The sequence below is a fragment of the Micromonospora sp. NPDC005254 genome (assembly GCF_042872525.1).
Taxonomy (GTDB): domain Bacteria; phylum Actinomycetota; class Actinomycetes; order Mycobacteriales; family Micromonosporaceae; genus Micromonospora.
This window is the reverse complement of the sequence record NZ_JBIAKM010000002.1, coordinates 828,197-855,014: the sequence shown is the minus strand read 5'-3', so window position 1 is coordinate 855,014 and position 26,818 is coordinate 828,197. Positions and strand designations below refer to the sequence as shown.

Annotated in this window: 21 protein-coding genes; 7 read left to right on the top strand and 14 right to left on the bottom strand. The window is 72.8% G+C overall.

The window, feature by feature from the left end; translation table 11 throughout:
* Positions 1-191: 191 nt before the first annotated feature.
* The 10 genes from ACFYPR_RS09560 to ftsY all read right to left on the bottom strand — a co-directional run bounded on the left by ACFYPR_RS09560 (position 192) and on the right by ftsY (position 11,914).
* Positions 192-1,271: an amidohydrolase family protein gene (locus tag ACFYPR_RS09560; protein ID WP_387259327.1), complete on the bottom strand. Its 1,080-nt coding sequence runs from the start codon at positions 1,269-1,271 to the stop codon at positions 192-194.
* A gap of 18 nt (positions 1,272-1,289) precedes the next feature.
* The gene (locus tag ACFYPR_RS09555) at positions 1,290-1,868 is read right to left on the bottom strand and encodes a Uma2 family endonuclease (RefSeq protein WP_387259324.1); all 579 of its coding nucleotides are present in this window, start codon (positions 1,866-1,868) and stop codon (positions 1,290-1,292) included.
* A 68-nt stretch (positions 1,869-1,936) separates the two neighbouring features.
* A complete protein-coding gene (gene ffh, locus ACFYPR_RS09550) occupies positions 1,937-3,490 on the bottom strand; it encodes a signal recognition particle protein (RefSeq protein WP_354856405.1) in 1,554 nt (517 codons plus the stop codon).
* 126 nt (positions 3,491-3,616) lie between these two features.
* On the bottom strand, positions 3,617-4,273 hold the full coding sequence (locus ACFYPR_RS09545) for a response regulator transcription factor (protein WP_234590136.1): 657 nt from the start codon (positions 4,271-4,273) through the stop codon (positions 3,617-3,619).
* Positions 4,270-5,436: a sensor histidine kinase gene (locus ACFYPR_RS09540; protein ID WP_355067842.1), complete on the bottom strand. Its 1,167-nt coding sequence runs from the start codon at positions 5,434-5,436 to the stop codon at positions 4,270-4,272. The genes ACFYPR_RS09545 and ACFYPR_RS09540 overlap by 4 nt, the downstream gene beginning before the upstream one ends.
* A gap of 84 nt (positions 5,437-5,520) precedes the next feature.
* Entirely contained in the window at positions 5,521-7,797 is a 2,277-nt protein-coding gene (locus tag ACFYPR_RS09535) for a [protein-PII] uridylyltransferase (protein ID WP_355133357.1), read from the bottom strand.
* A gap of 16 nt (positions 7,798-7,813) precedes the next feature.
* Positions 7,814-8,152 carry a P-II family nitrogen regulator gene (locus tag ACFYPR_RS09530; RefSeq protein ID WP_007456507.1) on the bottom strand — a complete coding sequence of 113 codons (339 nt, stop codon included), beginning with the start codon at positions 8,150-8,152 and terminating at the stop codon, positions 7,814-7,816.
* Positions 8,153-8,177: 25 nt separating this feature from the next.
* Positions 8,178-9,590 (bottom strand): ammonium transporter, encoded by a 1,413-nt coding sequence (locus ACFYPR_RS09525; RefSeq protein WP_354856412.1) that lies wholly within the window; start codon positions 9,588-9,590, stop codon positions 8,178-8,180.
* 263 nt (positions 9,591-9,853) lie between these two features.
* The gene (locus tag ACFYPR_RS09520; RefSeq protein WP_234590129.1) at positions 9,854-10,717 is read right to left on the bottom strand and encodes an aminoglycoside phosphotransferase family protein; all 864 of its coding nucleotides are present in this window, start codon (positions 10,715-10,717) and stop codon (positions 9,854-9,856) included.
* Positions 10,718-10,723: 6 nt separating this feature from the next.
* Positions 10,724-11,914: a signal recognition particle-docking protein FtsY gene (gene ftsY / locus ACFYPR_RS09515; RefSeq protein ID WP_355067839.1), complete on the bottom strand. Its 1,191-nt coding sequence runs from the start codon at positions 11,912-11,914 to the stop codon at positions 10,724-10,726.
* A gap of 82 nt (positions 11,915-11,996) precedes the next feature.
* Between ftsY and ACFYPR_RS09510 the strand changes: the two genes are divergently transcribed.
* The 5 genes from ACFYPR_RS09510 to ACFYPR_RS09490 all read left to right on the top strand — a co-directional run bounded on the left by ACFYPR_RS09510 (position 11,997) and on the right by ACFYPR_RS09490 (position 16,996).
* Positions 11,997-13,709 (top strand): alkaline phosphatase D family protein, encoded by a 1,713-nt coding sequence (locus tag ACFYPR_RS09510; RefSeq protein WP_387179187.1) that lies wholly within the window; start codon positions 11,997-11,999, stop codon positions 13,707-13,709.
* Between the two features lie 26 nt (positions 13,710-13,735).
* On the top strand, positions 13,736-14,176 hold the full coding sequence (locus tag ACFYPR_RS09505; protein ID WP_354856417.1) for a MarR family transcriptional regulator: 441 nt from the start codon (positions 13,736-13,738) through the stop codon (positions 14,174-14,176).
* 145 nt (positions 14,177-14,321) lie between these two features.
* Positions 14,322-15,926 (top strand): MDR family MFS transporter, encoded by a 1,605-nt coding sequence (locus tag ACFYPR_RS09500; protein WP_355067835.1) that lies wholly within the window; start codon positions 14,322-14,324, stop codon positions 15,924-15,926.
* 9 nt (positions 15,927-15,935) lie between these two features.
* Positions 15,936-16,430, top strand: coding sequence for a universal stress protein (locus ACFYPR_RS09495; RefSeq protein WP_354856421.1), 495 nt, complete (start codon positions 15,936-15,938; stop codon positions 16,428-16,430).
* Positions 16,431-16,474: 44 nt separating this feature from the next.
* Entirely contained in the window at positions 16,475-16,996 is a 522-nt protein-coding gene (locus ACFYPR_RS09490; protein ID WP_354856423.1) for a DinB family protein, read from the top strand.
* Between the two features lie 180 nt (positions 16,997-17,176).
* On the opposite strand, the gene ACFYPR_RS09485 is transcribed toward ACFYPR_RS09490, so the two are convergent.
* The 3 genes from ACFYPR_RS09485 to ACFYPR_RS09475 form a co-directional block, all read right to left on the bottom strand.
* Entirely contained in the window at positions 17,177-17,797 is a 621-nt protein-coding gene (locus tag ACFYPR_RS09485; protein WP_354856425.1) for an HAD-IA family hydrolase, read from the bottom strand.
* Positions 17,797-21,411, bottom strand: a complete 3,615-nt coding sequence (smc, locus tag ACFYPR_RS09480; protein WP_387259320.1) for a chromosome segregation protein SMC — start codon at positions 21,409-21,411, stop codon at positions 17,797-17,799. Before smc ends, ACFYPR_RS09485 begins: the two co-directional genes overlap by 1 nt.
* 371 nt (positions 21,412-21,782) lie before the next feature.
* Positions 21,783-21,977 carry a hypothetical protein gene (locus ACFYPR_RS09475; protein WP_007456482.1) on the bottom strand — a complete coding sequence of 65 codons (195 nt, stop codon included), beginning with the start codon at positions 21,975-21,977 and terminating at the stop codon, positions 21,783-21,785.
* Between the two features lie 394 nt (positions 21,978-22,371).
* Here ACFYPR_RS09475 and ACFYPR_RS09470 point away from each other — a divergent pair, with 394 nt between their 5' ends.
* Positions 22,372-23,418 (top strand): CAP domain-containing protein, encoded by a 1,047-nt coding sequence (locus tag ACFYPR_RS09470; RefSeq protein WP_387179374.1) that lies wholly within the window; start codon positions 22,372-22,374, stop codon positions 23,416-23,418.
* A 116-nt stretch (positions 23,419-23,534) separates the two neighbouring features.
* On the top strand, positions 23,535-24,377 hold the full coding sequence (locus tag ACFYPR_RS09465) for an endo alpha-1,4 polygalactosaminidase (protein ID WP_387179178.1): 843 nt from the start codon (positions 23,535-23,537) through the stop codon (positions 24,375-24,377).
* A gap of 87 nt (positions 24,378-24,464) precedes the next feature.
* Here ACFYPR_RS09465 and ACFYPR_RS09460 read toward each other — a convergent pair whose 3' ends face one another.
* The gene (locus tag ACFYPR_RS09460; RefSeq protein ID WP_387259317.1) at positions 24,465-26,684 is read right to left on the bottom strand and encodes an MMPL family transporter; all 2,220 of its coding nucleotides are present in this window, start codon (positions 26,682-26,684) and stop codon (positions 24,465-24,467) included.
* Positions 26,685-26,818 lie beyond the last annotated feature (134 nt).

The following is a 26,818-nucleotide window of genomic DNA, read 5'->3' as shown; positions in this document are numbered from 1 at the left end:
ATCGTGCTCGATCCTGGTTGTAGTGGCATCCCCACGACGCCGAGGCCCCTACTTCCTGGATCCAGCACGATCTTGCGGTGGGCGGGGCACACGGCCCGGCACGGCGTGACGCCGCCCGGCACGGCGTGACGCGGCCCGGCACCGCCCGACGCGGCCCAGCGTGACGCGGCCCGGCGCGGCGCGGCGTGGGGTCAGCGGAGAACTCGGCCGCGCAGGATCGTGCGGGACGGAGCACGAACGACGCGTAGGTCGTGGCGGGGGTCCTCGGGGTAGACGGTCAGGTCGGCGAGGCCGCCCTCGACCAGGCCGGGGAAGCCGAGCCATTCGCGGGCGCCCCAGGACGCGGCGGCGAGCACGTCGATCGGCGCCAGGCCGGCGCGCTCGTGCAGCAGCAGCATCTCCTCGGCGGCCAGCCCGTGGTCGATGCCACCACCGGCGTCGGTGCCCACGTAGATCGGCACGCCCGCCTCGTGCGCGGCCCGCACCACCTCCGGGAAACGGTCGCGCAGCGCGAGCATGTGCTCGGCGTAGCCGGGGAATTTGCCCCGCGCCTGCTCGGCGATGCCCCCGAAGGTGGCGATGTTGATCATTGTGGGGACCAGCGCGGTGCCCTGGCGGGCCATCTCGTCGATCAGGTCGAGGCTCAGCCCGGTGCCGTGCTCCACCGAGTCCACCCCGGCCCGCACCATGATCTCGACGGCCGACTCAGAGAAGGTGTGCACCGCGGCGCGTACCCCGGCGTCGTGCGCGGCCCGGACGGCGGCGGTGAGGGTGTCGGCGTCCCAGGCTGGCGCGAGATCGCCCACGCCCCGGTCGATCCAGTCACCGACCAGCTTCACCCAGCCGTTGCCGGCTCGGGCCTGCGCGGCCACCGTCGCCGCCACCTCGGCCGCGCCGACCTCGACGCCGATGTCACGCAGGTAGCGCTTCGGAGGCGCGACGTGCCGGCCGGCGCGGGCCAGTCGCGGCAGGTCCGGTTCGTCGTCGAGTTCGGGGTACGGGTACGGCGAACCCGCGTCACGGATCGCCAGCACACCGGCGTCCCGGTCCACGCGGGCCAACTCGCGGGCCTGGTCGAGGGAGGTGATCGGGGCGCCACCGCGGGCGATGCCGATGTGGCAGTGCGCGTCGACCAGCCCCGGAAGGACGAACCCGCCGTCGACGACCGTCTCCGCCCCGGGCACCGGGGTGAAGGTCACCCGGTCGCCGACCAGCCAGAGATCCCGGACCTCGTCGTCGGGGAGCAGCACGCCGCGCACATGAAGAGCCATGCGCACAGTCCTACCCGATCACCTCTTTGCCCGTTCGAGGACCTCCTGTCGGCGGCGCGTCCACGCCGGCAGGTCCAGTGTCACCTTCCACGGGCGGTCGATCGTGACGAGGCCATCGGTCTCCACGCTGGGCTCGTAGCCGCCCTTGGGGCTGAGCAGCAGTTCGGTGAAGGTGACCTTCTCCCGCAACGGGTCGATCACCCAGTATGCGGCGACGCCTGCATTGGCGTAGATGCACACCTTCTCGTGCCGATCACGAATAGTGGAATCGGGCGAGATCACCTCGACCGCGAGGAGAGCGTCCTGCACCGGCACGGGTGACCTGTTGGCCTGCTCGACGCGGATGACCACCACGTCCGGCCGTGGCTCGTTGCGGCGGTCGATCGAGAGCGACTGGTCCATGCTGACGAAGAAGTCGTCCGGGCAGGCGAGTTCCAGGGCGAACATGACTCGACCGCAGATGAACTGGTGCAGCGGCGTGGGGGACGGCACGATCAACCTTCCGTTGATCAGTTCGTACGGAAGGTCCTTCGGCAGATCACCGAGGTCGTCGACCGTCCACTCGTGCCGTTCGGGCAGGATCGGGGCAGCGGTCATGACATCTCCTTCCAAGGGGCGACGTCACCCTAAGCGCCGGAAACGTCGCCCGCCGTCACCGACACGCGTCAGCGCGGGCCCTTGTCGCCACCCTTGCCGAGCTTGTTGAAGTCGATCTTCGGGAGCTTGAAGCCGGGCGGCAGGCCCTGGCCACCCGCGAGGTCGTTCGGGTCCATCCCCGGCGGGAGCTGCGGCATGCCACCCGGGAAGCCGGCCGGCATGCCGGCGCCCGTACGCGGACGACCGCCACCCTTGGTGCCCTTGCGCTTGTTCTTCGGGGACTTCGTCGCCTTGCGCCGGCCACCGCCGGGCAGGCCCATCATGCCGCCCATCTGCTTCATCATCTTCTGCGCGTCGGCGAAGCGGTTGAGCAGCTGGTTGACGTCCATCACGGTGACCCCGGAGCCGTTGGCGATGCGCGCCCGGCGGGAACCGTTGATGATCTTCGGGTTGGTGCGCTCGCCCGGGGTCATCGACCGGATGATCGCGGTGACCCGGTCGAAGTGACTGTCGTCCAGCTCGGCGAGCTGGTCCTTCATCTGCCCCATGCCCGGCATCATGGCCAGCACGTTGGCGATCGGGCCCATCCGCCGCACCGCGATGAGCTGGTCGAGGAAGTCGTCCAGGGTGAACTGCTCGCCGCCCATCAGCTTGGCGGTCATCTTCTCCTTCTGATCCGAGTCGAAGGCCTGCTCGGCCTGCTCGATCAGAGTGAGGACGTCGCCCATGCCGAGGATCCGGCTGGCCATCCGGTCGGGGTGGAAGACGTCGAAGTCCTCCAGCTTCTCGCCGGTGGACGCGAACAGGATCGGCTGCCCGGTCACCTCGCGCACGGAGAGCGCGGCGCCACCACGGGCGTCGCCGTCGAGCTTGGAGAGCACCACGCCGGTGATGCCGACGCCGTCGCGGAACGCCTCGGCGGTGCGGACGGCGTCCTGACCGACCATCGCGTCGATGACGAAGATGACCTCGTCCGGCGAGACGGCGTCGCGGATGTCGGCGGCCTGCTGCATCATCTCGGCGTCGATGCCGAGGCGGCCGGCGGTGTCGACGATGACGATGTCGCGGGCCGCGCGCTTCGCGTGCTCGATCGAGGCGCGGGCCACCTGCACCGGGTCACCGGTGCCGTTGCCGGGCTCCGGGGCGTACACCTCGACGCCGGCCCGGCCACCGAGCACCTGGAGCTGCCCGACGGCGTTGGGGCGCTGGAGGTCGGCGGCGACCAGCAGCGGCTGGTGCCCCTGGGCCTTGAGCCAGCGGGCCAGCTTGCCGGCGAGGGTGGTCTTACCGGAGCCCTGGAGGCCGGCCAGCATGATCACCGTGGGCGGCTGCTTGGCGAACTGGAGCCGTCGGCCCTCGCCGCCGAGCACCTTGATCAGCTCTTCGTTGACGATCTTGATGATCTGCTGGGCCGGGTTGAGCGCCTGGGAGACCTCGGCGCTGCGGGCGCGCTCCTTGACGGCCGCGATGAAGCCCTTGACCACCGGCAGCGCGACGTCCGCCTCCAGCAGCGCGAGGCGGATCTCGCGCGCGGTGGCGTCGATGTCGGCGTCGGTGAGCCGCCCCTTGCCGCGGAGCTTGGTGAAGATCCCGGACAGGCGGTCACTCAAGGTGTCAAACACACGAACATCCCGTTTGTCAGTGTTCCGGCGGGCACAACGCGGCCGGCACTGCGGAGTCCGGCCACCGCTAGGGTAACCGCCCAGCCGCGGGGTTGCTTCCGCCCGGCCCGGCCCGCTTCCCGGGCCTCACCCCGACACCAGACCCGACTGGTACGCGAAGACGACGAGCTGGGCCCGATCCCGGGCTCCCAGCTTGCCCATCGCCCGGCTGACGTGGGTCCGAGCGGTCGCCGGGCTGACCACCAACCGGGCGGCGATCTCCTCGTTGTTCAGGCCCTCACCGACCAGGCCGACGACCTGGCGCTCCCGGTCGGTGAGGGTGTCCAGCCGCGGGTGCGGACGGGGTGCCCTCGACGGCCGGGTGGCGAACTCCCGCACCACCCGCCGGGTCACCGACGGGGACAGCAGCGCCTCTCCCTCGGCGACCAGCCGGATGGCGCGCAGCAGCTCCGGCGGCCGGGTGTCCTTGGTGAGGAACCCGCTCGCGCCGTGCCGCAGCGCGTCGAAGACGTACTCGTCCAGCTCGAAGGTGGTGAGCACCACCACCCGCGTGCCGGTCAGCTCGGGGTCGGCGACGATCCGGCGGGTCGCCTCGATCCCGTCGATGCCGGGCATCCGGATGTCCATCAGCACCACGTCCGGCCGAACCTGGCGGGCCAGCTCCACCGCCCGCAGCCCGTCGGCCGCCTCGCCGGCGAGCGCCAGGTCGTCCTCGCTCTCCACCAGCGCGCGCAGCCCGAGGCGGACCAGATCCTGGTCGTCGGCGATCAGCACCCGGATCACGCGGGCGGCTCCACGGGCAGCCGGGCCCAGACGCGGAATCCGCCGTCCGGGCGCGGTCCGATGGTCAGCCGCCCGCCCAGCGCGGCCACCCGCTCCCGCATACCGGCCAGACCGTGCCCTCCGGTCTGGCCGTCGGCCGCGTCGAACGGGCCGGCGGCGGCGCCGACGCCCCGGTCGGTGACCTCGACGGTCACCTCGTCGGCCCGGTAGCCGACGGTCACCTCCGCGCTGGTCACCCCGGCGTGCCGCAGCACGTTGGTCAGCGCCTCCTGCACCACCCGGTACGCGGCCAGGTCCACCGCCGCCGGCAACTCCCGAGGGTCGCCGTCACGGCGCAGGTCGACGGCGAGACCGGCACCGGCCAACCGTTCGCACAGCGCCGGGAGCCGGGCCAGTCCCGGCACCGGTTCGCGCTCCGCGCCCCGGCGCACCGCGCCCAGCGTGACCCGGAGTTCGTCCAGCGCCTCCCGACTGGTGCGACCGATCGCGGTCAGCGCGACCTCCGCCTGCTCCGGCCGTTTCGGCAGCAGATGGAGGGCGATCTCCGCCTGCATGCTGATCGCGGCCAGCCCGTGCCCCACCACGTCGTGCACCTCCTGAGCGATGCGCAGCCGCTCCTCGTCGGCCTGCCGCCGGGCCTGCTCGACACGATCGCGGGCCTGCTCGGCGCGGCTGCGGGCGGCGGCCTCGCGGTTGACCCGCACGACCACGCCCGCAGCGAAGGGTACGACCGCCCAGGCCGACGCGGGGAGCACTCCGGCCCAGCCCGGCGCCGGCCCCCGGGACCAGAAGACGTGCGCCAGCAGCACCACGAACGCGCCGGCGGTGGCGAGTGCCGCCGGGCGCACCGGCAGCCGCACGGCCACGGTGTACACCGCGATCAGGAAGGTGAGCAGAATCGGCCCGTACGGATAGCCGAGCACCAGGTACGTCGTGGTGGCCACGGTGACCACGACGAGGGTGCTCACCGGGGCGTAGCGGCGGCCGACCAGGGCCAGCGCGGCGACCGCCATGAGCACCCGGCAGAACCCGTCCACCGGCGTCGACCCCGGCTGGTTGACCCCCGCGAGCCCGGTGGCGAGCTGCCCGAACCCGAGCAGCGCCAGGGCGAGCACGGCGTCACCCACCGCGCCCGGCCACGCCCGCCGCCCGTTCCATCGCATGGCCGTCATTCTGCCCGCGCCGACGCCCCCTGACGTGCGTCCACGAGCGGCACCGCCGCTACGCCCCGGGACGTACCCACCCACTCAGACGGCGGCGAGGACGGCGGCCTCCAGGCGGGCCCGGGTGGCGTCGTCCGGCCAGCCACCCACCAGGTAGAAGGCGTCGACCACGTCGGCGCCGAGGGTGGAGATGCGCGCGGCGCGGACCAGGGCTCCCGCCTCGTCGAGCGCGCAGGCGACCCGGTAGAGCAGCCCGGCGGCGTCGGCGGCGCGAAGTTCGAGCAGCACGGCGTCGGTGGCGGCCTCGCGGTGCCAGACGACCCGGGGAGCGGCACCGCTGCCCCGGGCGGCGAGCGCACGGCCGCGCAGCCGTTGGGTGACGGACACGTCGCCGGCGACCGCGCGACGGAGGTCGGCGCGCAGCGGGACCGGGTCGGCCGGCAGGCCGTAGCGGGGTTGCACCCGGCACTCGACAAGGGCCCGGCCATCGACCACGGAGGCGTCCGCGGAGAGCACCTCCAGGCGGTGCAGGGCCAGGCAGCCGGCCACCGTGGCGAGCAGTCCCCGCCGGTCGGCGGCGGCCACCGCCACCCGGTCCCCGGTGAGATGGACGACCGGCAGCGGCCCGGCCAGCAGCGCCGGATCGGGCGCGGGTGGCTCGGGCAGCACGCCGGTGTCCAGGGCGGTACGGACGCGGGCGACCAGCTCGGCGACCAGTCGTCCCTTCCAGTCCGACCAGGCGGCCGGGCCGGTGGCCGCGGCGTCCGCACGGACCAGCGCGTGCAGCAGGTCGAGTGTGCCGGTGTCCCCCACCGCCTCGGCGACCGACGCGATGGTGACCGGGTCGGCGAGGTCCCGGCGGGTGGCCACGTCGGGCAGGAGCAGGTGCAGCCGGACCAGCGTGCCGATCAGCTCGACCTCCGGGCCGGGCAGCCCGACCCGGGTCGCCACCGTCTCGGCGAGCGGCACGCCGACGGTGCTGTGGTCACCGGGCAGGCCCTTGCCGATGTCGTGCAGCAGGGCGCCGAGCAGCAGCAGGTCGGGGCGGTCCACCTCGCGGGCGTGCCGGCTGGCCTCGTGGGCGGCCTGCACGAGGTGCCGGTCCAGGGTGTAGCGGTGCACCGGGTTGTGCTGGGGCAGGCTGCGCAGTCTGGTCCACTCGGGCAGCCAGCCGTCCACCAGCCCGTACCGGTCGCAGGTCTCCCAGGCCGGCACCAGGCCGGGACCGGCGCCCAGCAGCGTGGTCAGCGCGGCCCGGGCCTCGGCCGGCCAGGGCGCGGGCAGCGGGGGGCAGTACGCCGCCAGCCACTCGCAGGTGGCCCGCGCGATCGGCAGCCGGGTCGTGGCCGCGGCGGCGGCCACCCGCAGCGACAGGCTCGGGTCGGGGCGCGCGCCGATCGCCGTCCGGGCCAGCACCAGCTCCCCGTCGTGCTCGACCACGTCCCGGGCCACGGGCCGGCGGACGGGACCGCCGTTCCCGCTCCGGGAGCGGCCGGAGCGCAGCCGGTCGGCGGCGCGGAAGGCGTCGTCGAGGGCGTGGCTGACCGTGCGTGCGTCCCCGGCCACCCGACGCAGGAGGGCGTCGCCGTCCTCCACCCCGAGCAGCGCGGCGACGCCCTCGCGTTCCTGAGCGACCAGCCGGTCGACCCGGCGACCGACCTGCTGGTGCAGGGCGTCGCGGGTGTCCAGCAGGCGCAGGTGGGCGGCGCGGACGGCGGGGCGCAGCGCGTCGGTGATCCCGGCTGCGGAGATGGCGCGCAGCAGCCCGACGTCGCGTAGCCCGCCGGCGGCCTCCTTCAGGTCGCCTTCGAGGAGGAAGGCCAGCTCGCCGTGCGCCTGCCAGCGGGCGACGGTGACCTCCCGCAGGCCCGGCAGATGGCGGACGGCGGTACGCCGCCAGTGATCGGCGGCGGTGCGGATCAGGGCGTCGGCGAGCGCCTGGTCGCCGACCACCAGGCGCGCGTCGAGCAGCCCGAGGGCGACCTTGACGTCGTCCTGGGCCACCGAGAGGGCCTCGGAGACGGTCCGCACCGAGTGGTCCAGGCGCAGGCCGGCGTCCCAGATCGGGTACCAGACCGAGGCCGCCAACTCGTCCGTGCCGGGCACCCCGGCGTGCAGCAGCACCAGGTCGAGGTCGCCGTAGGGGGCACACTGCCGCCGCCCCAACCCCCCGACGGCTATCAGGGCGACCCCGTCGCGCGCCGGCAGCAACCCGCGCAGAAACTCGTCGTACGCGGCCGCCCGGGCCCGGCGGGCGGCCTCCCCGATCCCCCCAGGTACGCCGACGACCTCGTTGATCAAGAGGTTCGCGTCGCCGTCACCGGCGTGCCCTGACGCGTTCTTCTTGATCAACGAGGTCATGTCGTCGTGGCCCGGATCAGAGGGCGTCGAGGCCGCGCTCGCCGGTACGCACCCGGACGACCTCCTCGACACCGGTGACCCACACCTTGCCGTCGCCGATCTTGCCCGTGCGGGCGGCGCCGACGATGGCGTCCACGATCTTTTCCACGTCGATCTCGTCGGTGAGCACCTCGACCCGGATCTTGGGCAGGAACTCGACCGTGTACTCGGCACCCCGGTAGACCTCGGTGTGCCCCTTCTGCCGTCCGTACCCCTGAACCTCGCTGACGGTCAGCCCGGCCACGCCCAGGGCGTGCAGAGCCTCCTTCACCGCGTCCAGCTGGTACGGCTTGATGACCGCGGTCACCAGCTTCATGTCCAACCCCTCCATCCCAGGAACGTTAACCGGCGACCTTGGCGCTGACCGGCTCGGTGGACTCCGCCTCCGGCGTGGCACCGCTCGGCGCTCCGCCACCAGGGGTGCCGATGCCGGCCATCGCGAACGCGCTGCCCGTGCCGCCGCCGGCCGGGGACAGGTCGTAGCTGCTCTCGGCGTGCTCGGCGATGTCGATGCCCTCGACCTCGGCCTCACCCTGGACGCGGAAGCCGATCGTCTTCTCGATGACGAAGGCGAGCACCCAGGCGATGCCGAACGACCAGGCGGTGACGATCAGGCCGGCGAGGGCCTGCCGACCGAGCTGGGTCGCGCCGCCGCCGTAGAACAGGCCGTCGGAGGCGCCCACCACGTCGCTGATCGCGGCGTTGACCGAGTTGGTGGCGAACAGGCCGAGCCAGAGCGAGCCGATCCAGCCACCGACGAAGTGCACGCCGACCACGTCGAGGGAGTCGTCGTAGCCGAGCCGGTACTTGAGGCTTACCGCGAGCGCGCACACGACCCCGGCGACGATGCCGAGCAGGACGGACGCCCAGGGTGCGATGAAACCACAGGCCGGGGTGATCGCGACCAGGCCGGCGACCGCGCCGGACGACGCGCCGACCATGGTCGGCTTGCGGTCCTTGACCCACTCGACCGCGATCCAGCCGAGCACCGCGGCCGCGGTGGCGAGCTGGGTGTTGATGAAAGCGAGACCGGCGACCGAGTCGACGGTCAGTTCCGAGCCGGCGTTGAACCCGAACCACCCGAACCACAGCAGACCGGCGCCGAGCGCGACCAGCGGGATGTTGTGCGGCTTCATGCCCTCGCGGGGCCAGCCGAGCCGCTTGCCGAGCACCAGCGCCACGGCCAGGGCCGCCGCACCGGCGTTGATGTGCACCGCGGTGCCACCGGCGAAGTCCAGTGCGTGGATGTCAGCGCCGATGATGCCGCCGCCCCACACCATGTGGGCGACCGGGAAGTAGACCAGGGTGGCCCAGCCGAAGGCGAACAGCAGCCAGCCGGCGAACTTGGCCCGGTCGGCGATGGCGCCGCTGATCAGCGCGACGGTGATCACCGCGAAGACCATCTGGAACGCCATGAACACGTAGAGCGGAATCCCGATGCCGCTGGGGTTCTCCGCCGTGGCGCCCCACAGGTCGGTCTCGGCGAGGAACGTCTTGGTGCCGAGGTACGCGCCCGGGTCACCCCAGAAGCCGTTCACGTCGGTCCCGAAGGCGACGCTGAAGCCGTAGAACCACCACAGAACAGAGATGAGCCCGATGGCCGAGAAGCTCATCATCATCATGTTGAGTACGCCCTTGGCCCGGTTGAGGCCGCCGTAGAACAGCGCCAGTCCGGGGGTCATGAGCAGCACGAGCGCGGTCGAAACCAGCAGCCACGTGGTATTGGCGCCGTCGATCGTCGGTGCTTCAGGCACGCTGGCCTCCTAAAGGTGAAGTCCTCCTTCGCGGCTTTCCGGGGCAGCGTCGCCCGTAGGCCGGTTGCGCGGAAGCCTCGCGGCCGGCTGTTTCACCCAGGGTCCCGTGCGGGTTTCCGTTTCGTGACGGGTTGTTTCGTACGTGTCACGAAGTCCGCACACCAGGCGGCATGGACAGGGGTTGATCGCCCGGACGGCGGACGTCGATGGCTGACCGGGTGGAGCCATCGACCGACCGCCTTCCGGAACCGACCGGTCGGCGCTCAGCGGAGGGCGTTCTCCAGGGCGTGCCGCTCGTAGTCGAGCAGCCGCAGGTCGCGCATCGGCCGCCGCAGGTGCCCCTTGTGCACGATCCGGACGAACGCCGGCTCACCGGCGGCGGCCATCCGGCGGATGCCCTCGACGTGGTCCACGATCCGCTTGCGGATGGTGCGGATCAGCCGGTGCCGGTCCCGCGGGATCAGCCCGTACGCGTCGGCGAAGAGGCGCAGCCGCCGCGGCCGGTCCGGATGCTTCCAGCCCAGCGTGATCGAGTCCCGGTCGGCGAAGATCGGCACCCACGTCCACGCGGCGTACGCCACGTCGTAGATCCGGGCGCCGGGCGAGGCGAGGTCGAAGTCGATCAGCCCGAGCGTGCCGTCCGGCCGCCAGATCACGTTGTGCGGCGCGGCGTCGTGGTGGCAGATCACCTCGGTGTCCGGTGGCGGGGGCCCGAACGAGCGCCAGACCGCCCCCGGCGGCGGGGCGAAGCCGTACTGCGCGTCGTGGAACATCCGCAGCATGGTGGCGACGGTGACCAGCGCCTCGTCGGTCACCCAGTGCGGGGCGAGCGGGTACTCCCCGCACTCCCCCTCCAGGTACGACAGCACCTCCCGGTTGCGCTCGTCCATCCCGAGCGCCCGGGGCGCGCCGGTGAACCCGACGTACTCCAGGTGGCGCAGCAGGGCGTGCACGGAAGGGGTCCACGGCCCGGCGTTACGACGGACCGTGTCACCGACCCGGACCACGGTGCTCACGTTGCCGCCGTGCAGCGGGATCTCCTGCGAAGTCACGTACGGTCTCCCGAGGCGCTGCGAAGGGTGGCCGGGGTCGCGCCAGCCCGCGTACGCGCGATCGTCAGTGGTCACCCGAGACTACGCGTCCCGTCCGGCGGGCTCGGTGCCCAGCAGCGCGTCGACGAACTGCGCCGGGTCGAACGGGGCGAGATCGTCCTTGCCCTCACCGAGGCCGACGAGCTTCACCGGGATGCCGAGCTTGCGCTGCACGGCGATCACGATGCCGCCCTTCGCGGTGCCGTCGAGCTTGGTCAGCACCAGACCTGTCACGTTGACGACCTCGGTGAACACCCGGGCCTGCTCCAGACCGTTCTGGCCGGTCGTGGCGTCGAGGATGAGCAGTGTCTCGTCGATCGGCCCCTGCTTCTCCACCACGCGCTTGACCTTGCCCAGCTCGTCCATCAGACCGACCTTGTTCTGCAGGCGGCCGGCGGTGTCGATGAGCACGGTGTCCACGCCGGTGTCGATACCCCGGCGGACCGCGTCGAACGCGACGCTGGCCGGGTCGGCCGCCTCCGGGCCGCGGACGGTCTCCGCACCGACCCGTTCGCCCCAGGTCTGCAACTGGTCGGCGGCGGCGGCCCGGAAGGTGTCGGCGGCGCCGAGCAGCACGGTACGGCCGTCGGCGACCAGCACCCGGGCGATCTTGCCGCAGGTGGTGGTCTTGCCGGCGCCGTTGACGCCGACGACCAGCACCACCGCCGGTACGCCGTCCTTCGGGGCGGTCCGCAGCGAGCGGTCCATGCTCGGGTCGAGGGCGTTGACCAGCTCGGCGGCGAGCAGCGCGCGCAGTTCACCAGGCGAGCGGGTGCCCAGCACCCGGGTCCGCTCGCGCAGCCGGTCGACGATCTCGCGGGTCGCGTCGACGCCCACGTCGGCGGTGATCAGGCTGTCCTCGATCTCCTCCCAGACGTCCTCGTCGAGGTGGTCGCGGGCGAGCAGGCCGAGCAGGCCCTTGCCGAAGACGTTCTGCGAACGCGACAGCCGTGAGCGGAGCCGGACCAGGCGGCCGGCGGTCGGCTCGGGCACCTCCACGGTCGGGGCGGGCGCCTCGATGACCGGTGGCGGCTCGACCAGGACACCGGTGGACAGATCAGACTCCGGTGCCTCGACGGGCGGGCCGGCGAGATCCTCCTCGGCGCGGGTGTCGACCTCGGTGCGCGGAAGCGGGGGCTCGGGCCGCCGCCGCAGACGCGGCACGACCAGCCCGACTGTGCCGGCGATCAGCACACCGAGCAGGACCAGAGCGAGGACGAGATATTCGGCCATGCCGGAATCCTGTCAGATGCCGGCGACGGCGTCCCAGCCACCGCACCCGGCCGGCCTCACGAACCGGCGGTAGGCTCGCCGCATGCCCGCCGCACACCTCCTGATCGGCCCACTTCTGCGGCGAGTGGTCGACACCCGGGCGACGATCTGGGTGGAGACCGCCGCGCCCGCCGTGGTCACCGTCCGCACGGCCGACGGCGCCCGCGGCACCGCACCCACCTTCTCGGCGTACGACCACCACTACGCCCTCGTCGTGGTGGAGGGGCTCACCCCGGACAGCACGACGACCTACGAGGTGCTTGTCGACGACGAGCTGGTCTGGCCGGTGGAGAGCAGCGGCTTTCCGCCCAGCGTGATTCGCACCCGGGCGGCCGACGACCGGGACCAGCCGGTCAGCCTGATCTTCGGCTCCTGTCGGGAGACCACTCAGCACGCCACCACCCGCAAGCTGCCGCCGGACGCCCTGGACGCGTACGCCCGCCGGTTGATGGCCGACCCCGAGTCGAACGCGCTGCCCGACCTGCTGGTGCTGCTCGGTGACCAGGTCTACGCCGACGTCACCTCCCCGACCGTGCGGCGGCTGCTGCGCCGGCGCCGGCGGCGGCCCAAGGGCGCCCCGGCCGACCAGGTGGTGAGCTTCGACGAGTACACCAAGCTCTATCTGGAGTCGTGGCGCGATCCGGAGATCCGCTGGCTGCTCTCCACCGTGCCGAGCGTGATGATCTTCGACGACCACGAGATCATCGACGACTGGAACACCTCGGCGGCGTGGCGTGCCGAGATGCGCGAGCAGCCGTGGTGGGCCGAACGGATCGGCAGCGGGCTGGCCTCGTACTGGGTCTACCAGCACCTGGGCAACCTCTCCCCGGACGAGATCGCCGCCGACCCGGTCTTCGCCAAGGTCGCCGCCGCGGAGGACGCCACCGGCGTGCTGCGTGATTTCGGGCACCGGGTCGACCAGGAGTCCGACCTGGCGCACGACACGGAGCGCTGGCGCGCGGTGCAGTACCAGTGGAGCTACGCGATCGACCTGGGGCGCACCCGGCTGGTCATGCTGGACAACCGGTGCAGCCGGGTGCTCGAGCCGGGCAGCCGGGCGATGCTGCCGCCGGGTGAGTGGTCGTGGTTCCTCGACCAGGCGCACGGGGTCTACGACCACCTGGTGGTGGGCGCGTCGCTGCCCTGGCTGCTGCCGCAGGGCATCCATCACATCGAGGCGTGGAACGAGAAGCTGGCCGACTCGCGCCGGCCGTGGGTGGCCCGGGGGGCCGAGAAGCTGCGCCGGGCACTCGACCTGGAGCACTGGGCGGCGTTCCGGCGCTCCTTCGAGGCGCTCGGCGAGACCTTCGCCCGGATCGGCACCGGCACCCCGGGGCAGTCCGGCGCCCGGGTCGGCGCCGGGCCGGCGTACGCCCCACCGGCGTCGATCAGCGTGCTCTCCGGGGACGTGCACCACTCGTACGTGGCCCGGGCCCGGTTCGCCGACCCGGCGGTGGTCACCCCGGTGCACCAGCTCACCTGCTCGCCGATCCACAACCAGGTGCCGGCCGGCATCCGTCCGCTGATGCGGCTGGGCTGGTCGTCCGGGCCGGCGGGTGCCACGCGGGCGCTGGCCCGCTCGGCGGGTGTCCGACGCCCGGGGGTGCGCTGGCGCAAGCTGGCCGGTCCCTACTTCGGCAATGCCGTCGCCACCCTGACCCACCGGGGCCGGCGGGCCGAGGTGACCATCGAGGGCACCACGAGCGACGGGCAACTACGTCCGGTGATGAGCCGCCGCCTGTCCGGCGACGACTGACCGGGCCTCGCCGTACTCTCTAGCCCGTGGACGAGCACCTGCCGGAGCCGATCCGGGCTGTCGAGCACGAGCTGACGGCGTTGCTGCGCCGGGGTCGGGCGGTTTCGTGGGAAATCGCCCGGGAGGTGCACCCGACCCTCGAACCGAACACGTACGGGCTGCTGCTCTGGTTGCGGCGCAGTGGATCGATCCGGTTGACCGAGCTGGCGGCGCGGCTCGGCGTGGGCAAGGGCACGCTGAGCCGGCAGATCAACGGGCTGGAAGCGCTCGGTCTGGTGCACCGCGACCCCGACCCGAGTGACCGGCGGGCGGCGCAGATCAGCCTCACCGAGGAGGGCCAGCGCCGGTTCGACGTCGCCCGGTCCGCCCGCCTGGGCGAGTTCCTGCGTGCCCTGGACGACTGGCCGGCCCGGGACGTCGAGGAGTTCGCCCGGCTGCTCGGCCGGTTCAACGATTCCTGGAGATGACCTCCGACGGTGGGAATGCGGCCACCGTCCGCCCAGTTGTTGCTTGAGGCAACCGAACCGTACGGTTGCTTCAGGCAACTCCCAGGCGGGACCCGCCGTGCGGCCCGCCGCCCACCACCTCTACTCCGCTCGGAGGCAGTAAACGATGAGCCAGGCGACAGCGTCCCGGGCGCCCGCCGTCGACATGACCCACCGGCAGATCCTGGAGGCTCTCTCCGGCCTGCTGCTGGGCATGTTCGTCGCGATCCTCTCCTCCACGGTCGTCTCGAACGCGCTGCCGCGCATCATCACCGAGCTGCACGGCGGCCAGTCCGCGTACACCTGGGTGGTCACCTCGGCTCTGCTCGCGACCACCGCGACCACCCCCATCTGGGGCAAACTCGCCGACCTGACCAGCAAGAAGACGCTGGTCCAGCTCGCCCTGGGGATCTACGTCCTCGGGTCGGTGCTGGCCGGCGCCGCCCAGGGCACCGGCGAGCTGATCGCGTGTCGGGTGCTCCAGGGCGTCGGCGCCGGCGGCCTCACCGCCCTGGCCCAGGTGATCATGGCGACGATGATCGCGCCGCGCGAGCGGGGCCGCTACAGCGGCTACCTCGGCGCCGTGATGGCCGTCGGCACCATCGGCGGACCGCTGATCGGCGGCGTGATCGTCGACACCTCGTGGCTCGGCTGGCGCTGGTGCTTCTACGTCGGCGTGCCGTTCGCCATCGCCGCGCTGGTCGTGCTCCAGAAGACCCTGAAACTGCCGGTGGTCAAGCGCAAGGCGCAGATCGACTGGTGGGGCGCCACCCTGATCACCGCGGCCGTGTCGGTGCTGCTGATCTGGGTCTCCCTCGCCGGCGACAAGTTCGCCTGGGCCTCCTGGCAGTCGGTCGCCATGGTCCTCGGCGCTCTGCTCCTCGGCGCGCTCGCCATCCGGGTGGAGACCCGGGCCGCCGAGCCGATGATTCCGCCGCGGCTGTTCCGCAACCGCACGATCAGCCTCGCCGTCGTCGCCAGCATCGCGGTGGGCGTGGGCATGTTCGGCGCGTCGATCTTCCTCGGCCAGTACTTCCAGATCAGCCGGGGCGAGACCCCGACCATGTCCGGCCTGATGACCCTGCCGATGATCCTCGGCCTGCTGGTCGCCTCGACGGTGGGTGGACGGATCATCACGAGGACCGGCCGCTGGAAGCGGTTCCTGGTGCTCGGCTCGGCGCTGCTCACCGTCGGCTTCGCGCTCATGGGCACGCTGCGCGCGGACACCAGTTTCACCCTGCTCAGCGTCTACATGGTGCTGATCGGCGTCGGCCTGGGCCTGACCATGCAGAACCTCGTGCTCGCCGTGCAGAACACCGTCGGCCCGCACGAGCTGGGTGCCGCCAGCTCCGTGGTGGCGTTCTTCCGCAGTCTGGGCGGCGCGATCGGCGTCTCGGCCCTCGGCGCGGTGCTCGCCCACAAGGTCAAGGACTACACCGCCGACGGGCTGTCCCAGCTCGGCATCCGGGCGTCCAGCTCCGGCAGCGGCGGCACCCTGCCTGACGTGCACACCCTGCCCGGTCCGCTGCGAGCGGTGGTGGAGAGCGCGTACGGCCACGGCGCCGGCGACATCTTCCTGGCCGCCGCTCCCTTCGCGCTGATCGCGCTGATCGCGGTGAGCTTCATCAAGGAGGTGCCGCTGCGGCAGCACAACGGCAGCCCGGTTTCCGATGCGGTCGACGGGGAATCGAACCTCGTCTCCGGCGCGGTCCAGACCGGCGAGCAGAGGTGAGGTAGAGCCATGAGCGTGGGAGCGCCGGACCGCGAGGAGTACGGCCCTCGGATCAGCCCGCTGCCCTTCGAGCGGGGCACGGACGGCCCGCGGGTGGTCATGGTGGGGGTGGACGGCACCCGTACCTCCGGGCGGGCCGGCGCCTACGCCGCCGGGCTGGCCCGCCGGCAGGGCGCCGCCCTGGTGGTGGTCTTCGTCAGCTCGGCGAGCGGGCTCACCGCCCTGGTGCCCGGCATGGACGCCGGCGCGGTCCAGCGCACGTACGACGAGTTGGCCGACGAGCTGCGCCGGGAGTGCCGGCGTGGGGCCGAGCAGTTGGGCATCCCGGTGACCTTCCTGTGCCGGCGCGGCGACGCGTACGCCGAGCTGTGCGCGGCGGCCGACGAGTTCCAGGCCGACATGGTGGTGGTGGGCGCGTCCGAGCAGGCCGGTCACCGGCTGGTCGGCTCGGTCGCCACCCGGCTGGTCCGCAAGGGTCACTGGCCCGTCGTCGTGGTGCCCTGAATAACCCGTCGCGTCAGGTCAGTGTGCCGGGCAGGATGCGCGCCATGACGTGGATCGCACCGGAGATCACCCGGAACCCGGAACCGTACGTCGGCGACGAGCGCACCATGCTCGACGGCTGGCTCGACTACCACCGGCAGACACTGCTGCTCAAGTGCGCAGGTCTCACCGAGGAGCAGTTGCGCACTCCGAGCGTCGAGCCGTCCGGGCTGACCCTGCTCGGCCTCGTCCGGCACCTCGCCGAGGTGGAGGCGTGGTGGTTCCGGGAGAACTTCGCCGGCGAGCGCGTCGACTACCCGTACTTCACGCCGGAGAACCCGGACGCCGACCACGACGTGAGCGCCGCCGACGCCGAGGCGGACTTCGCCATTTTCTACCGCGAGGTGGCCCTGGCCCGCGCGGCCGCCGCCGGGCACTCGCTCGACGAGACGTTCACCGAGGTCGGCGCGAAGAAGCGCACGTTCAACCTGCGCTGGGTGTACGTGCACATGATCGAGGAGTACGCCCGGCACAACGGCCACGCCGACCTGATCCGGGAACGCATCGACGGCGTCACCGGCGAGTGAACAGGCCCGGTCAACCGGTTCCGGCGCCGTACGGTAGAACGGTCACCCTCGGTCACCTCCGCCGGGGCGGATGCGGTGGTGAGCGGTATACCTCAGAGACATATTTATGTCTCTGAGGTATACCGCTTGTCAGCATGTCGGCCTCGCGGGTCAGCCAAGGCGCCCCTCCTACCGCGCCGCTCAGCAGTCCAGGGCCGCCCGCAGGTAGCGCAGGTCGGCGTGGCCGCCCCAGCGGTGCGCCGACAGCCCGGCGGCCCGGGCGCCCCGCACGGCCCAGTCCTCGTCGTCGACGAAGAGCACCCGGGCCGGCGGGGTGGCCAGCGCCTGGCAGGCGGCCTGGAAGTACTCCGGCGTCGGCTTGTGCACCCCGAGCGTGGAGGAGTTGACCACCACGTCCAGCTCGCCGACCAGGCCGAGCGCGGCCAGGTCGGTGTCGAGCAGGTCGGTGGCGTTGGTGCCCAGCCCCACCCGGACGCCCGCCGCGCGGACCTCCCGGACGAACGCCAGCACCTCCTGGTCGACCTCTCCCCGGTAGCTCTGCCACTGCTCGACGGCGGCGCGGGCCCGTTGGGGGCTGCCCACCGACTCGGTCAGGGCGTCCGCCACGCTGCTCACCCACTCGGCGTGACTGACCTGGCCGGTGAGCACCGGCTGGAGCCGCCCCCACTGCATGGCGATGTCGCCGAGCACCCCCTCGGCGAGGCCGTACTCCCGCTCGACATCGGCGGCCACCGCCGGGTCCCACCGGCGCAGTACGCCGTCGAAGTCCAGCAGGAGCGCCGTCGCGCGTTCCCGAGCCACTACCCGTTCTCCTCGCCGCGGCCGGGCCGCTGGTCGTCCTCGTCGGCCCGGTTGAGCCGTTGACTGATCACCTGGGTGACCCCGCTGCGCATGGTCACCCCGTAGAGCGCGTCGGCGATCTCCATCGTCCGCTTCTGGTGCGTGATGACGATCAGCTGGCTCTTCTCCCGCAACTGTGCCAGCAATGTGATCAGCCGACCCAGGTTCACGTCGTCCAGGGCCGCTTCCACCTCGTCCATGATGTAGAACGGGCTCGGCCGGGCGCGGAAGATCGCCACCAGCATGGCCACCGCGGTCAGCGACCGCTCGCCACCGGAGAGCAGCGACAGCCGCTTGATCTTCTTGCCCGGCGGTCGGGCCTCGACCTCGACGCCGGTGGTCAGCAGGTCCTCGGGGTCGGTGAGGATCAGCCGACCCTCGCCGCCGGGGAAGAGCACCGTGAACACCTGCTCGAACTCCCGGGCCGTGTCCTCGAACGCGCTGGCGAAGACCTCCAGGATCCGCTCGTCCACGTCCTTCACGACGGTGAGCAGGTCCCGCCGGGTCGCCTTGAGGTCCTCCAACTGCTCGGAGAGGAACTTGAAGCGCTCCTCCAGCGCGGCGAACTCCTCCAACGCGAGCGGATTGACCTTGCCGAGCAGGGCCAGTTCGCGTTCCGCCTTGGCGGCCCGCTTCTCCTGCACCGGCCGCTCGTAGCGGACCGGCTCGGGCACCGGCAGACCGTCGCGCTCGGCCGCCGCCACGTCCGCCTGGGTGGGCGGAACGGGCTGGGTGGGGCCGTACTCGGCGACCAGCGTCTCCACGTCCAGCCCGAAGTCCTCGGCGGCCTTCGCCTCCAGCTGCTCGATGCGCAGGCGCTGCTCCGCGCGGGCCACCTCGTCGCGGTGCACCTGGCTGGTCAGCCGCTCCAGCTCCGCGCCGAGCCGCTTGGCTGCCCCGCGTACCTCCTGGAGCTCGGCCTCGCGGGCGGCGCGCTCCCGCGCGACGGCGTCGCGGTGCTCCTCGGCCGCCGCGATCGACGTGGTGAGTCGGGTGAGCGCCTCCCGGGCGCCGCCGGCGACGGCCCGGGCGATGCCCGCGCCCCGGGTGCGCGCGGCCCGCCGGGCCGCGGCGCGTTCGCGGGCGGCCCGCTCCGCGGTGGCCTGCCGGGCGAGGGAGTCGGCCCGGCCGGCGATCGAGGAGACCCGCTCCTCGGCGGTACGCACGGCGAGCCGGACCTCCATCTCGTTCTGCCGGGCCTGCGGCACCATGGCGGCGAGCTGATCCCGCTCCTCGGTGGAGGGCTCGGCGTCGACCGGGGTCTCCTCGGCCAGCCGCAGCCGCTCCTCCAGCTCGTCGAGCGTGTCGAGGTCCCGCTGCCGGGCCGCCTCGGCGCGGGCCCGGGACTCACCCAGCCGGTCGGTCTCCGCCTTGGCCGAGCGGGCGGCCGCGCCCAGCTCGGCGAGCCGGCGGGCGGCGGCGTTGCGGTGGCTCTCCGCTTCGCGCTTCTCGGCGGCGGCGTGCTGCACGGCCTCCTTGGCGGCGGCCACCTCGGCACGCGCCTCGACGAGCTGGTCGCGCAGCTCGGCGCCGGCCCGTTCGGCGGCGAGCCGATTGGTGCGGGCCTCCTCGACGGCCGCCTGCACCTCGATGTAGCTGGGCGCCTTGGCCGACCCGCCGGCCGCCGCGTACGCCCCGACCACGTCCCCCTCCGGGGTGACGGCCCGCAGCTCGGGGTTGCCGGCGACCAGCTCGGCCGCGGCGGCGAGGTCGTCGACGAGCGCCACGTCGCGCAGCGCCCGGTGCACCGCCGGACGAATGTCGGGCGTGCACTCCACCAGGTCGGGGGCCCAGCGGGCGCCGTCGGGCAGCTTCGGGCGCAGCGCGTCGGCCGAGCCCGTCATGCCGGGCCCCGCCGGGCTGCCGACCAGCAGGCCCGCGCGACCGGCGTCGGAGATCTTCAACAGCCGCATCGCCTCGACGGCCTCGTCCACCCCGCTGACGGCGACCGCGTCGGCGAGTCCCCCGAGCGCGGCGGCCAGCGCGGCCTCGTGCCCCGGCGCGACGGTGAGCAGCCCGGCGAGACTACCGAGCAGGCCGGGCACGTCGCTGGCGCGGGCGAGCAGCGCTCCCGCGCCATCCTTGCGCCGCAGCCCCAGGGCGAGCGCCTCCTCGCGGGCCTTCCAGGTGGCGGCGTCCTTCTCGGCGGCCCGCTCGGCGTCGGTAAGCGACCGGACGGTTGCCTGCGCCCGATCCTGGACGGCGACCGCCTCGGCGTGCCGGGCGTCCAGGTCGGCGTTGTCCCGGTCCGCCTCGGTGGACTGCGCGGCCACCGCGTCCAGGTCGGCCTGCGCCTGCTCGGCGCGGCCCAGCGCGTCGGCGTGCGCGACGGCGAGGCGTTCGATCTCCTCACCGGCGCTCGTGGTCCGGGCTCGCGCCGAGTTGACCTGGCCGGTGAGCCGGGCCATGCCCTCGCGCCGGTCGGCGATGGCCTTGGCGGCGGCCACCAGCTCCCGCTCGGCGGCGGCGAGCTGCCGTTCCAGCTCCTGGCGGTGCTCGACCGCCTCGGCCAGCCGGATCTGGTCGTCGGTGAGCGCCGCGCGCAGCTCCTCCTCCTGCTCGCGGACGCGTTCCGCCTCGGCCTCCAGCTGGTCGGGGTCGCGGCCGGGCCGCTCGTCGTCGCCGGTGGCGCTGAGGTGCCGCAGCCGCTCGCGGGCCAGTTGCTCGATCGAGCGGAAGCGTTCCTGCAGGGCGGAGAGCTTGTACCAGGTGTCCTGCGCGGCGGCGAGCAGCGGCGCGTCCTCGGCGAGGGCGCCCTCCAACTCGCCGAGCCGGCCCTGCACCTCGGTGTGCTCGCCCTCGATCTGCTCGCGTCGCTCCCGCAACGCGGTCTCGTCGGCGATCTCCCGGTCGAGGGTGGTCCGCAGCGTGGCCAGGTCGTCAGCGAGCAGTCGCAACCGGGCGTCGCGCAGGTTGGCCTGGATGGTGGCGGCACGCCGGGCCACCTCCGCCTGCCGGCCCAGCGGCTTGAGCTGGCGGCGCAACTCGGCCGTGAGGTCGGTGAGCCGGTTGAGGTTCACCTGCATCGCGTCGAGCTTGCGCAGCGCCTTTTCCTTGCGCTTGCGGTGCTTGAGGACGCCGGCCGCCTCCTCGATGAACGACCGGCGGTCCTCGGGCTTGGCGTGCAGCATGCCGTCGAGCCGGCCCTGACCGACGATGATGTGCATCTCCCGGCCGATGCCGGAGTCGGACAGCAGCTCTTGGATGTCGAGCAGGCGGCAGGAGTTGCCGTTGATCTCGTACTCGCTCTCGCCGGAGCGGAACATCCGGCGGGTGATGGAGACCTCGGTGTACTCGATGGGCAGCGCGCCGTCGGTGTTGTCGATGGTGAGGGTGACCTCGGCGCGGCCCAGCGGCGCACGGCCGGCGGTGCCGGCGAAGATGACGTCCTCCATCTTGCCGCCGCGCAGCGCCTTGGCGCCCTGCTCGCCGAGCACCCAGGCGATGGCGTCGACGACGTTGGACTTGCCGGAGCCGTTCGGGCCCACCACGCAGGTGATCCCGGGCTCCAGCTTCAACGTCGTGGCGGAGGCGAAGGATTTGAAGCCCTTCACCGTCAGGCTCTTGAGATACACCTACTCGATCCTCGTCCGGTGGCCGCCGTACCGTCGCCGGCTGCGCGGACCTGGGTGAACCCGCAGACTAACCCGATGGCGGGACCGACCCGGCACGCGACCCGCCCCGGGTGGTCCCGGCGGGCGGCGCGGACGGTGACCGCGGGCCGACCGCGCTGGTGTAACGGCAGGGCCGAGAAAGACAAACAACGCTCACGATCGGCCCGCCGCCCGGCTTGTTTCGGTGAAACTGTGCTGCGGTTATCACGGAGCCGGTTACAAGATCACAAATGGTCGGGCACGAAAGGTGCCGGACAGCGTTGCGCGCCGGCACAGAGGTGTCGGCGCGCATTTTTGCGGTGGTGCTGCGATTCAGTTTTCCGCCCCGAAGATCAGGTCAGCGCCGGCTCGGCGAGACGGAGCAGGTCGTCCGCTTCCGCCGCAGCCGCCGCGAGCCGATCATTGTCGGCACGCAGACGCGTGATCTCGAACTCCAGTGCCTGAACCCTGGCACGCAGTCGGGTGACCTCGTCGAGCAGACGCCGGTCGGGCGCTGCACCTACGTGGCCGTAGAGGGCCTTCGCCATGCTGACTCCTTGATATGCGCTGCCGGAAAGGCCGGCCAACGCGCGCCCAATTCTGTACGCGGCTGTCATTCCAGGTGTATCTGGGCATGACCGGGCGCGACTGGCGACACCTATATATTGAGCCGCAAACCCCTCCTTCGTCAAGTTCTCGCAGGCCGTAGATCATCTCCACGTCGACCTGTCCACTTGTCGGGGGGCTGCCGCAAGGCACGGACACGCTCTGTCCGGACTCCTTTACTGTACGCCGGGATTCGGGGAAGTCAGCGCCTGGACGTCCGACTTCCTCTTAACTCTTCCTTAGCCACGTTGCCGCAGGTCGCGGGCGAGTCGTAGCGTCACCCCGGCCCGCAACCGACCCCGTGGAGGCAGAGCCGTGTACGGCTGGACCGACCCGATGGACCCGAACGGCGCCCCCCGGCGCGCCGAGCGGCCAACCGACGAGCCGGACTGGCTGCGCGACCGTCCGGAGCCCCGCTCGACCTACCTGTTCGGCGACGACCCCGACCAGCCCGGCGACGAGTGGCACCGCGCGGAGCCCACCGCCCGCTGGCAGCCCGCGCCCGTGGAGGCACCGACCACCGAATGGCCGGGCCTCGGACGAGGTGAGGAAGCGACCGGCGGCTGGCACGACGACGCCCGGCCCACCGAGGTCAGCGGCGGCTGGCGTACCGAGTCCGACGCGGAGACCACCGGCGGCTGGAGCACGGAGGCCGCCGGCAACGGACGGACCGGCAGCGGACGGCACCGCTCACCCCGGCGCTGGCGTCGTCCGCTGATGATCGGCGGCGCCGCCGCGGCAGCCACCCTCGTGGTGAGCGTCGGCGTCGGCGCGCTCGCGATGCCCGGCGGGAACGGCCCGACCGACGAGCCGGCGCGTGACGCCCTGGTCGCCCCCTCCCCGACCAGCTCGCCCAGCCCGGCACGGCCGAGCCCGTCGCCGAGCAAGGTGGTCAAGCCCACCCCGGCCGCGTCGCGGACCACCGCCACGTCCCGGCGCAGCGCCGAGCGCAGCAAGGCCCCGAGCAGCACCAGCGGCTCCGGAGGCGGCAGCGGCACCGTCAGCGCCCAGGCCCAGGAGGTGGTGGACCTGGTCAACGCCGAGCGGGCCAAGGCCCGCTGCAAGGCGCTGAGCGTCGACGACAAGCTGATGACCGCCGCGCAGCGGCACAGCCAGGACCAGGCCGACCACCAGAACATGTCGCACACCGGCAGCGACGGCAGCAACACCGGCGTCCGGCTGGACCGCGTCGGCTACGCCTGGCGCACCTACGGCGAGAACGTGGCGTGGAACCAGAAGACGCCGGCCGCCGTGATGGACGCCTGGATGAACAGCTCGGGGCACCGGGCCAACATCCTCAACTGCGCGTTCACCGAGATCGGCGTCGGCATCGCCAGCAGCAACGGGCCGTACTGGACGCAGGTCTTCGCGGCGCCGCGCTGAGGGCGCGTCGCCCACGCCCCCGCGCTCGTTGGACCCGGTGAGGCACGCCGGACCGGACGTGGGGGCGGCGTGCCGGTGTGGGCGGCGACCAGCCGCCCAGGACCCGGGAGCTGCCGATGCGGATCCGGCTGCGGCGACGTGCCGTCGCACGCCCGCTGCGCAGGATCGTGTCGGCCGGTGTCGCGCTCATCCTGGTGGTGCCGGCGTACGGGTGCCGCCGCGAGCTGATCCCGCCGGGCGCGCCCACCCCGTGGCCGGCCACCCAGGCCCGTCACTGGCAGTGGCAGTGGCAACTCGACGGCCCGCTCGACCCGACGGTGGACGCCGACGTCTTCCTGCTCGACCCGGTGGCCACCACCGCCGCGCAGACGGCCGAACTACGCGCCCGTGACCGACGGCTGATCTGCCAGGTGCCCGTCGGCTCGCTGCGCTCGACCGACCCGGACGCCAGCCGGGTGCCCGCCGCCGTGCAGGGTGCGGCCGGCCCACAGCCCGGCAGCCGGTGGCTGGACGTACGGGGGTGGGACGCGTTGGAGCCGGTGCTGGCCGACCGGTTCCGGCTGTGCCGGGGCAAGGGCTTCGGCGCGGTCGCCCTCTCCGACGCCGACGGGTACGTCCACCGCAGCGGCTTCCCCCTCGGCTTCGACGACCAACTGCTGTTCAACCGCCGGCTGGCCCAGCTGGCCCGCACACTGGACCTCTCCCCCGGGCTGGTCAACGACGTGCCGCAGCTCGCGGCGCTGGCGCCGGACTTCGACTTCGTGGTCAACGAGGAGTGCGTCCGGCTGGACCAGTGCGCCAAGCTGCTGCCGTTCGTGGACGCGGGCAAGCCGGTCTTCCATGTGGAGTACACCGGCTCGACCGACGACTTCTGCGTCACCACGGTCGGCTACGGCTTCGCGTCGATACGCAAGGACCGGACGTTGAACGCCTGGCGGGAACCCTGCGCGCTGCCGTGACGCCCGATCGCGCTGGGGGTGCACAGTCGCCCGGACGGCACGTGCCGGGCCGCGAGTCGCGGCCCGGCACGAGAGACGACCGGCTACTCAGGAGACGGGCACCAGCTCCGGCGCGGGGGCCGGCGGGTCGGTGGGCGCGGGCGCCGGGCGTCGCCGCAGGAACCGCGGGGCCCACCAGTTCGCGTCGCCGAGCATGGTCATCAGGGCGGGCAGCACCACTCCCCGGATGATCGTGGCGTCCAGCAGGATCGCCGCCGCCAGGCCGATGCCGAGCTGCTTCATGTCGATCGTGCTCAGCGTGGCGAAGATCGAGAACACCCCGACCATGACGATCGCCGCGCTGGTCACCACCCCGGCCGACGACGTGATGCCGTATGACACGGCGTCGCGGTTGGACATGCCGGCCCGGACCCCCTCGCGGATCCGGCTCACCACGAAGACGTGGTAGTCCATCGAGAGGCCGAAGAGCACCACGAACAGGAACAGCGGCAGCCAGGAGACGATCGCGCCCATCGAGGTGAAGCCGAGCAGCCCCTCGGCCCACTCCCCCTGGAAGACCAGGACCAGCAACCCGTACGCGGCGCCGGCGGAGAGCAGGTTCAACGCGATGGAGCTGGCCGCCACCACCACCGAACGGAAGGTGAAGGCCATGACCAGGAACGTGAGCACCAGCACAAAGCCCATCACCAGCGGCAGCTTGTCGCGGACGTGCGACGCGTAGTCCTCACTGTCGGCCACGCTCCCGCCGACCGCGTACTCGATCCCGGGGATCCCCCGCAGCTCGGCCGGGACCAGGTCGGCCCGCAACTTCTCCAGCGACCGCACCGACCGGTCGTCCCGGCTGGCGTACGGGGTGGCGACGTCCAGCACCGACACCCGCCGGTCGGCCGACACCTTGATCTTCGGGCCGTCCGCCTCGGCGGGGGCGAACAGCGGGTCGCCTCCGGCCCGGGCAGCAAGGTCGGTGAGCGCCGCGTTGACCCGGTCGGCCTGCTCGGCCGGCGCACGGACGGCCACCACGTGGTTGGTGCCGGTGCTCGGGAAGGCGGCGGTGAGCCGGTCGTACGCCTGCATGGCGGGCGTGGTGCGCGGCAGGTCCTCCATTCCGGGGAACTTCAGCTTCATGCCGAGCGCCGGCGCGGCCAGCGCGAGCAGCAGGCCGACCGAGATGACGAGCGTCGCCACCGGGGCGCGCAGCGCGGGCCGGAGCACCGCCGGCCAGAGCCGGGGCGTACGCGGCTCGCCGTGCCGGCCGGTGCGCGGCGCGGTCAGCCGCCAGAGCAGCGGCACCCGGGGCCGGTCGACCCAGCGGCCCAGCCTGGCCAGCAGGGCCGGCAGCACGGTCAGCGAGCCGGTCACCGCGACGGCGACCACCAGGATCGAGCCGACGGCCAGGGACGAGAAGACCACGTCGCCGGCGAGGAACAGTCCGGCCATCGCGATGATCACGGCGAAGCCGGAGACCACCACGGCGTGCCCGGAGGTCTCCGCGGCGATCTCCACCGCGTCCAGGCCGGAGCGGCCCTTGGTCCGTTCCTCCCGCTCCCGGCGGATGTAGAACAGCGAGTAGTCGACCCCCACCGCCATGCCGATCAGCAGGATCACCGGTGACGTGGTGTCGGTGGCCGGCACGAGGTGCGAGGCGAGGGTGGACAGGCCCATCGCGGCGGCGACCGAGGAGAGCGCCAGCAGCACCGGCACGCTGGCCGCGATCAACGCGCCGAACGCGATGATCAGGATGGCCAGGGTGACCGGCAGACTCAGCAGCTCGGCGCGCTCGAAGTCCTTGCCCAGGGTGTCGTCGAGCGCCTGGCCGATCGACGGCCCGCCGACCTGCTCGACGCGGAGCTGCGGGTGCGCGCCCTGCACGGTGGCGGTGACGTCGCGCAGCGGCTGCACCCGGTCCGACGCGGTCTCCGGGTCACCGGACATGGTGATCGGCAGCAGCAGCGCGGACCCGTCCCGCGCGGTGACCGGCGGGCCGACCTCGGCGACGCCGGTGACCGTACGCAGCCGGGCGGCCGCGTCGTCGGCGGCCGCCTTCGCCGCCGCCGGGTCCAGGGCGCCACCCCGGGAGGTGATCAGGACGTTGTCCACGGCCGGGTCGTCGAAGGCCCCGTCGTCCACGATGATGCTGGCCCGTCCGGCCTCGCCGATCGCCTGGTCCTCGCTGGTGGCCTCGGTGAGGCCGGCGGCGTTGCCACCGACGAAACACACCGCCACGAACACGACCCACAACGCGATCGCCCGCCACGGATGCTCGGCGCTCCACCGCGCCATCCGCACGGTCACCGGTCTGTTGCCCATCTCGCGTCCCCCTGTCACGTCGACCCCCTGTCAACGGTGCTGACGTTAGGGGCGTGACGAGGCGGTCACATCGGGGAACGGCCCCCGTCCGCCCCGGAGTCGGTCCGTCGAGGGCGGCGGGCCCGCCGGACGGG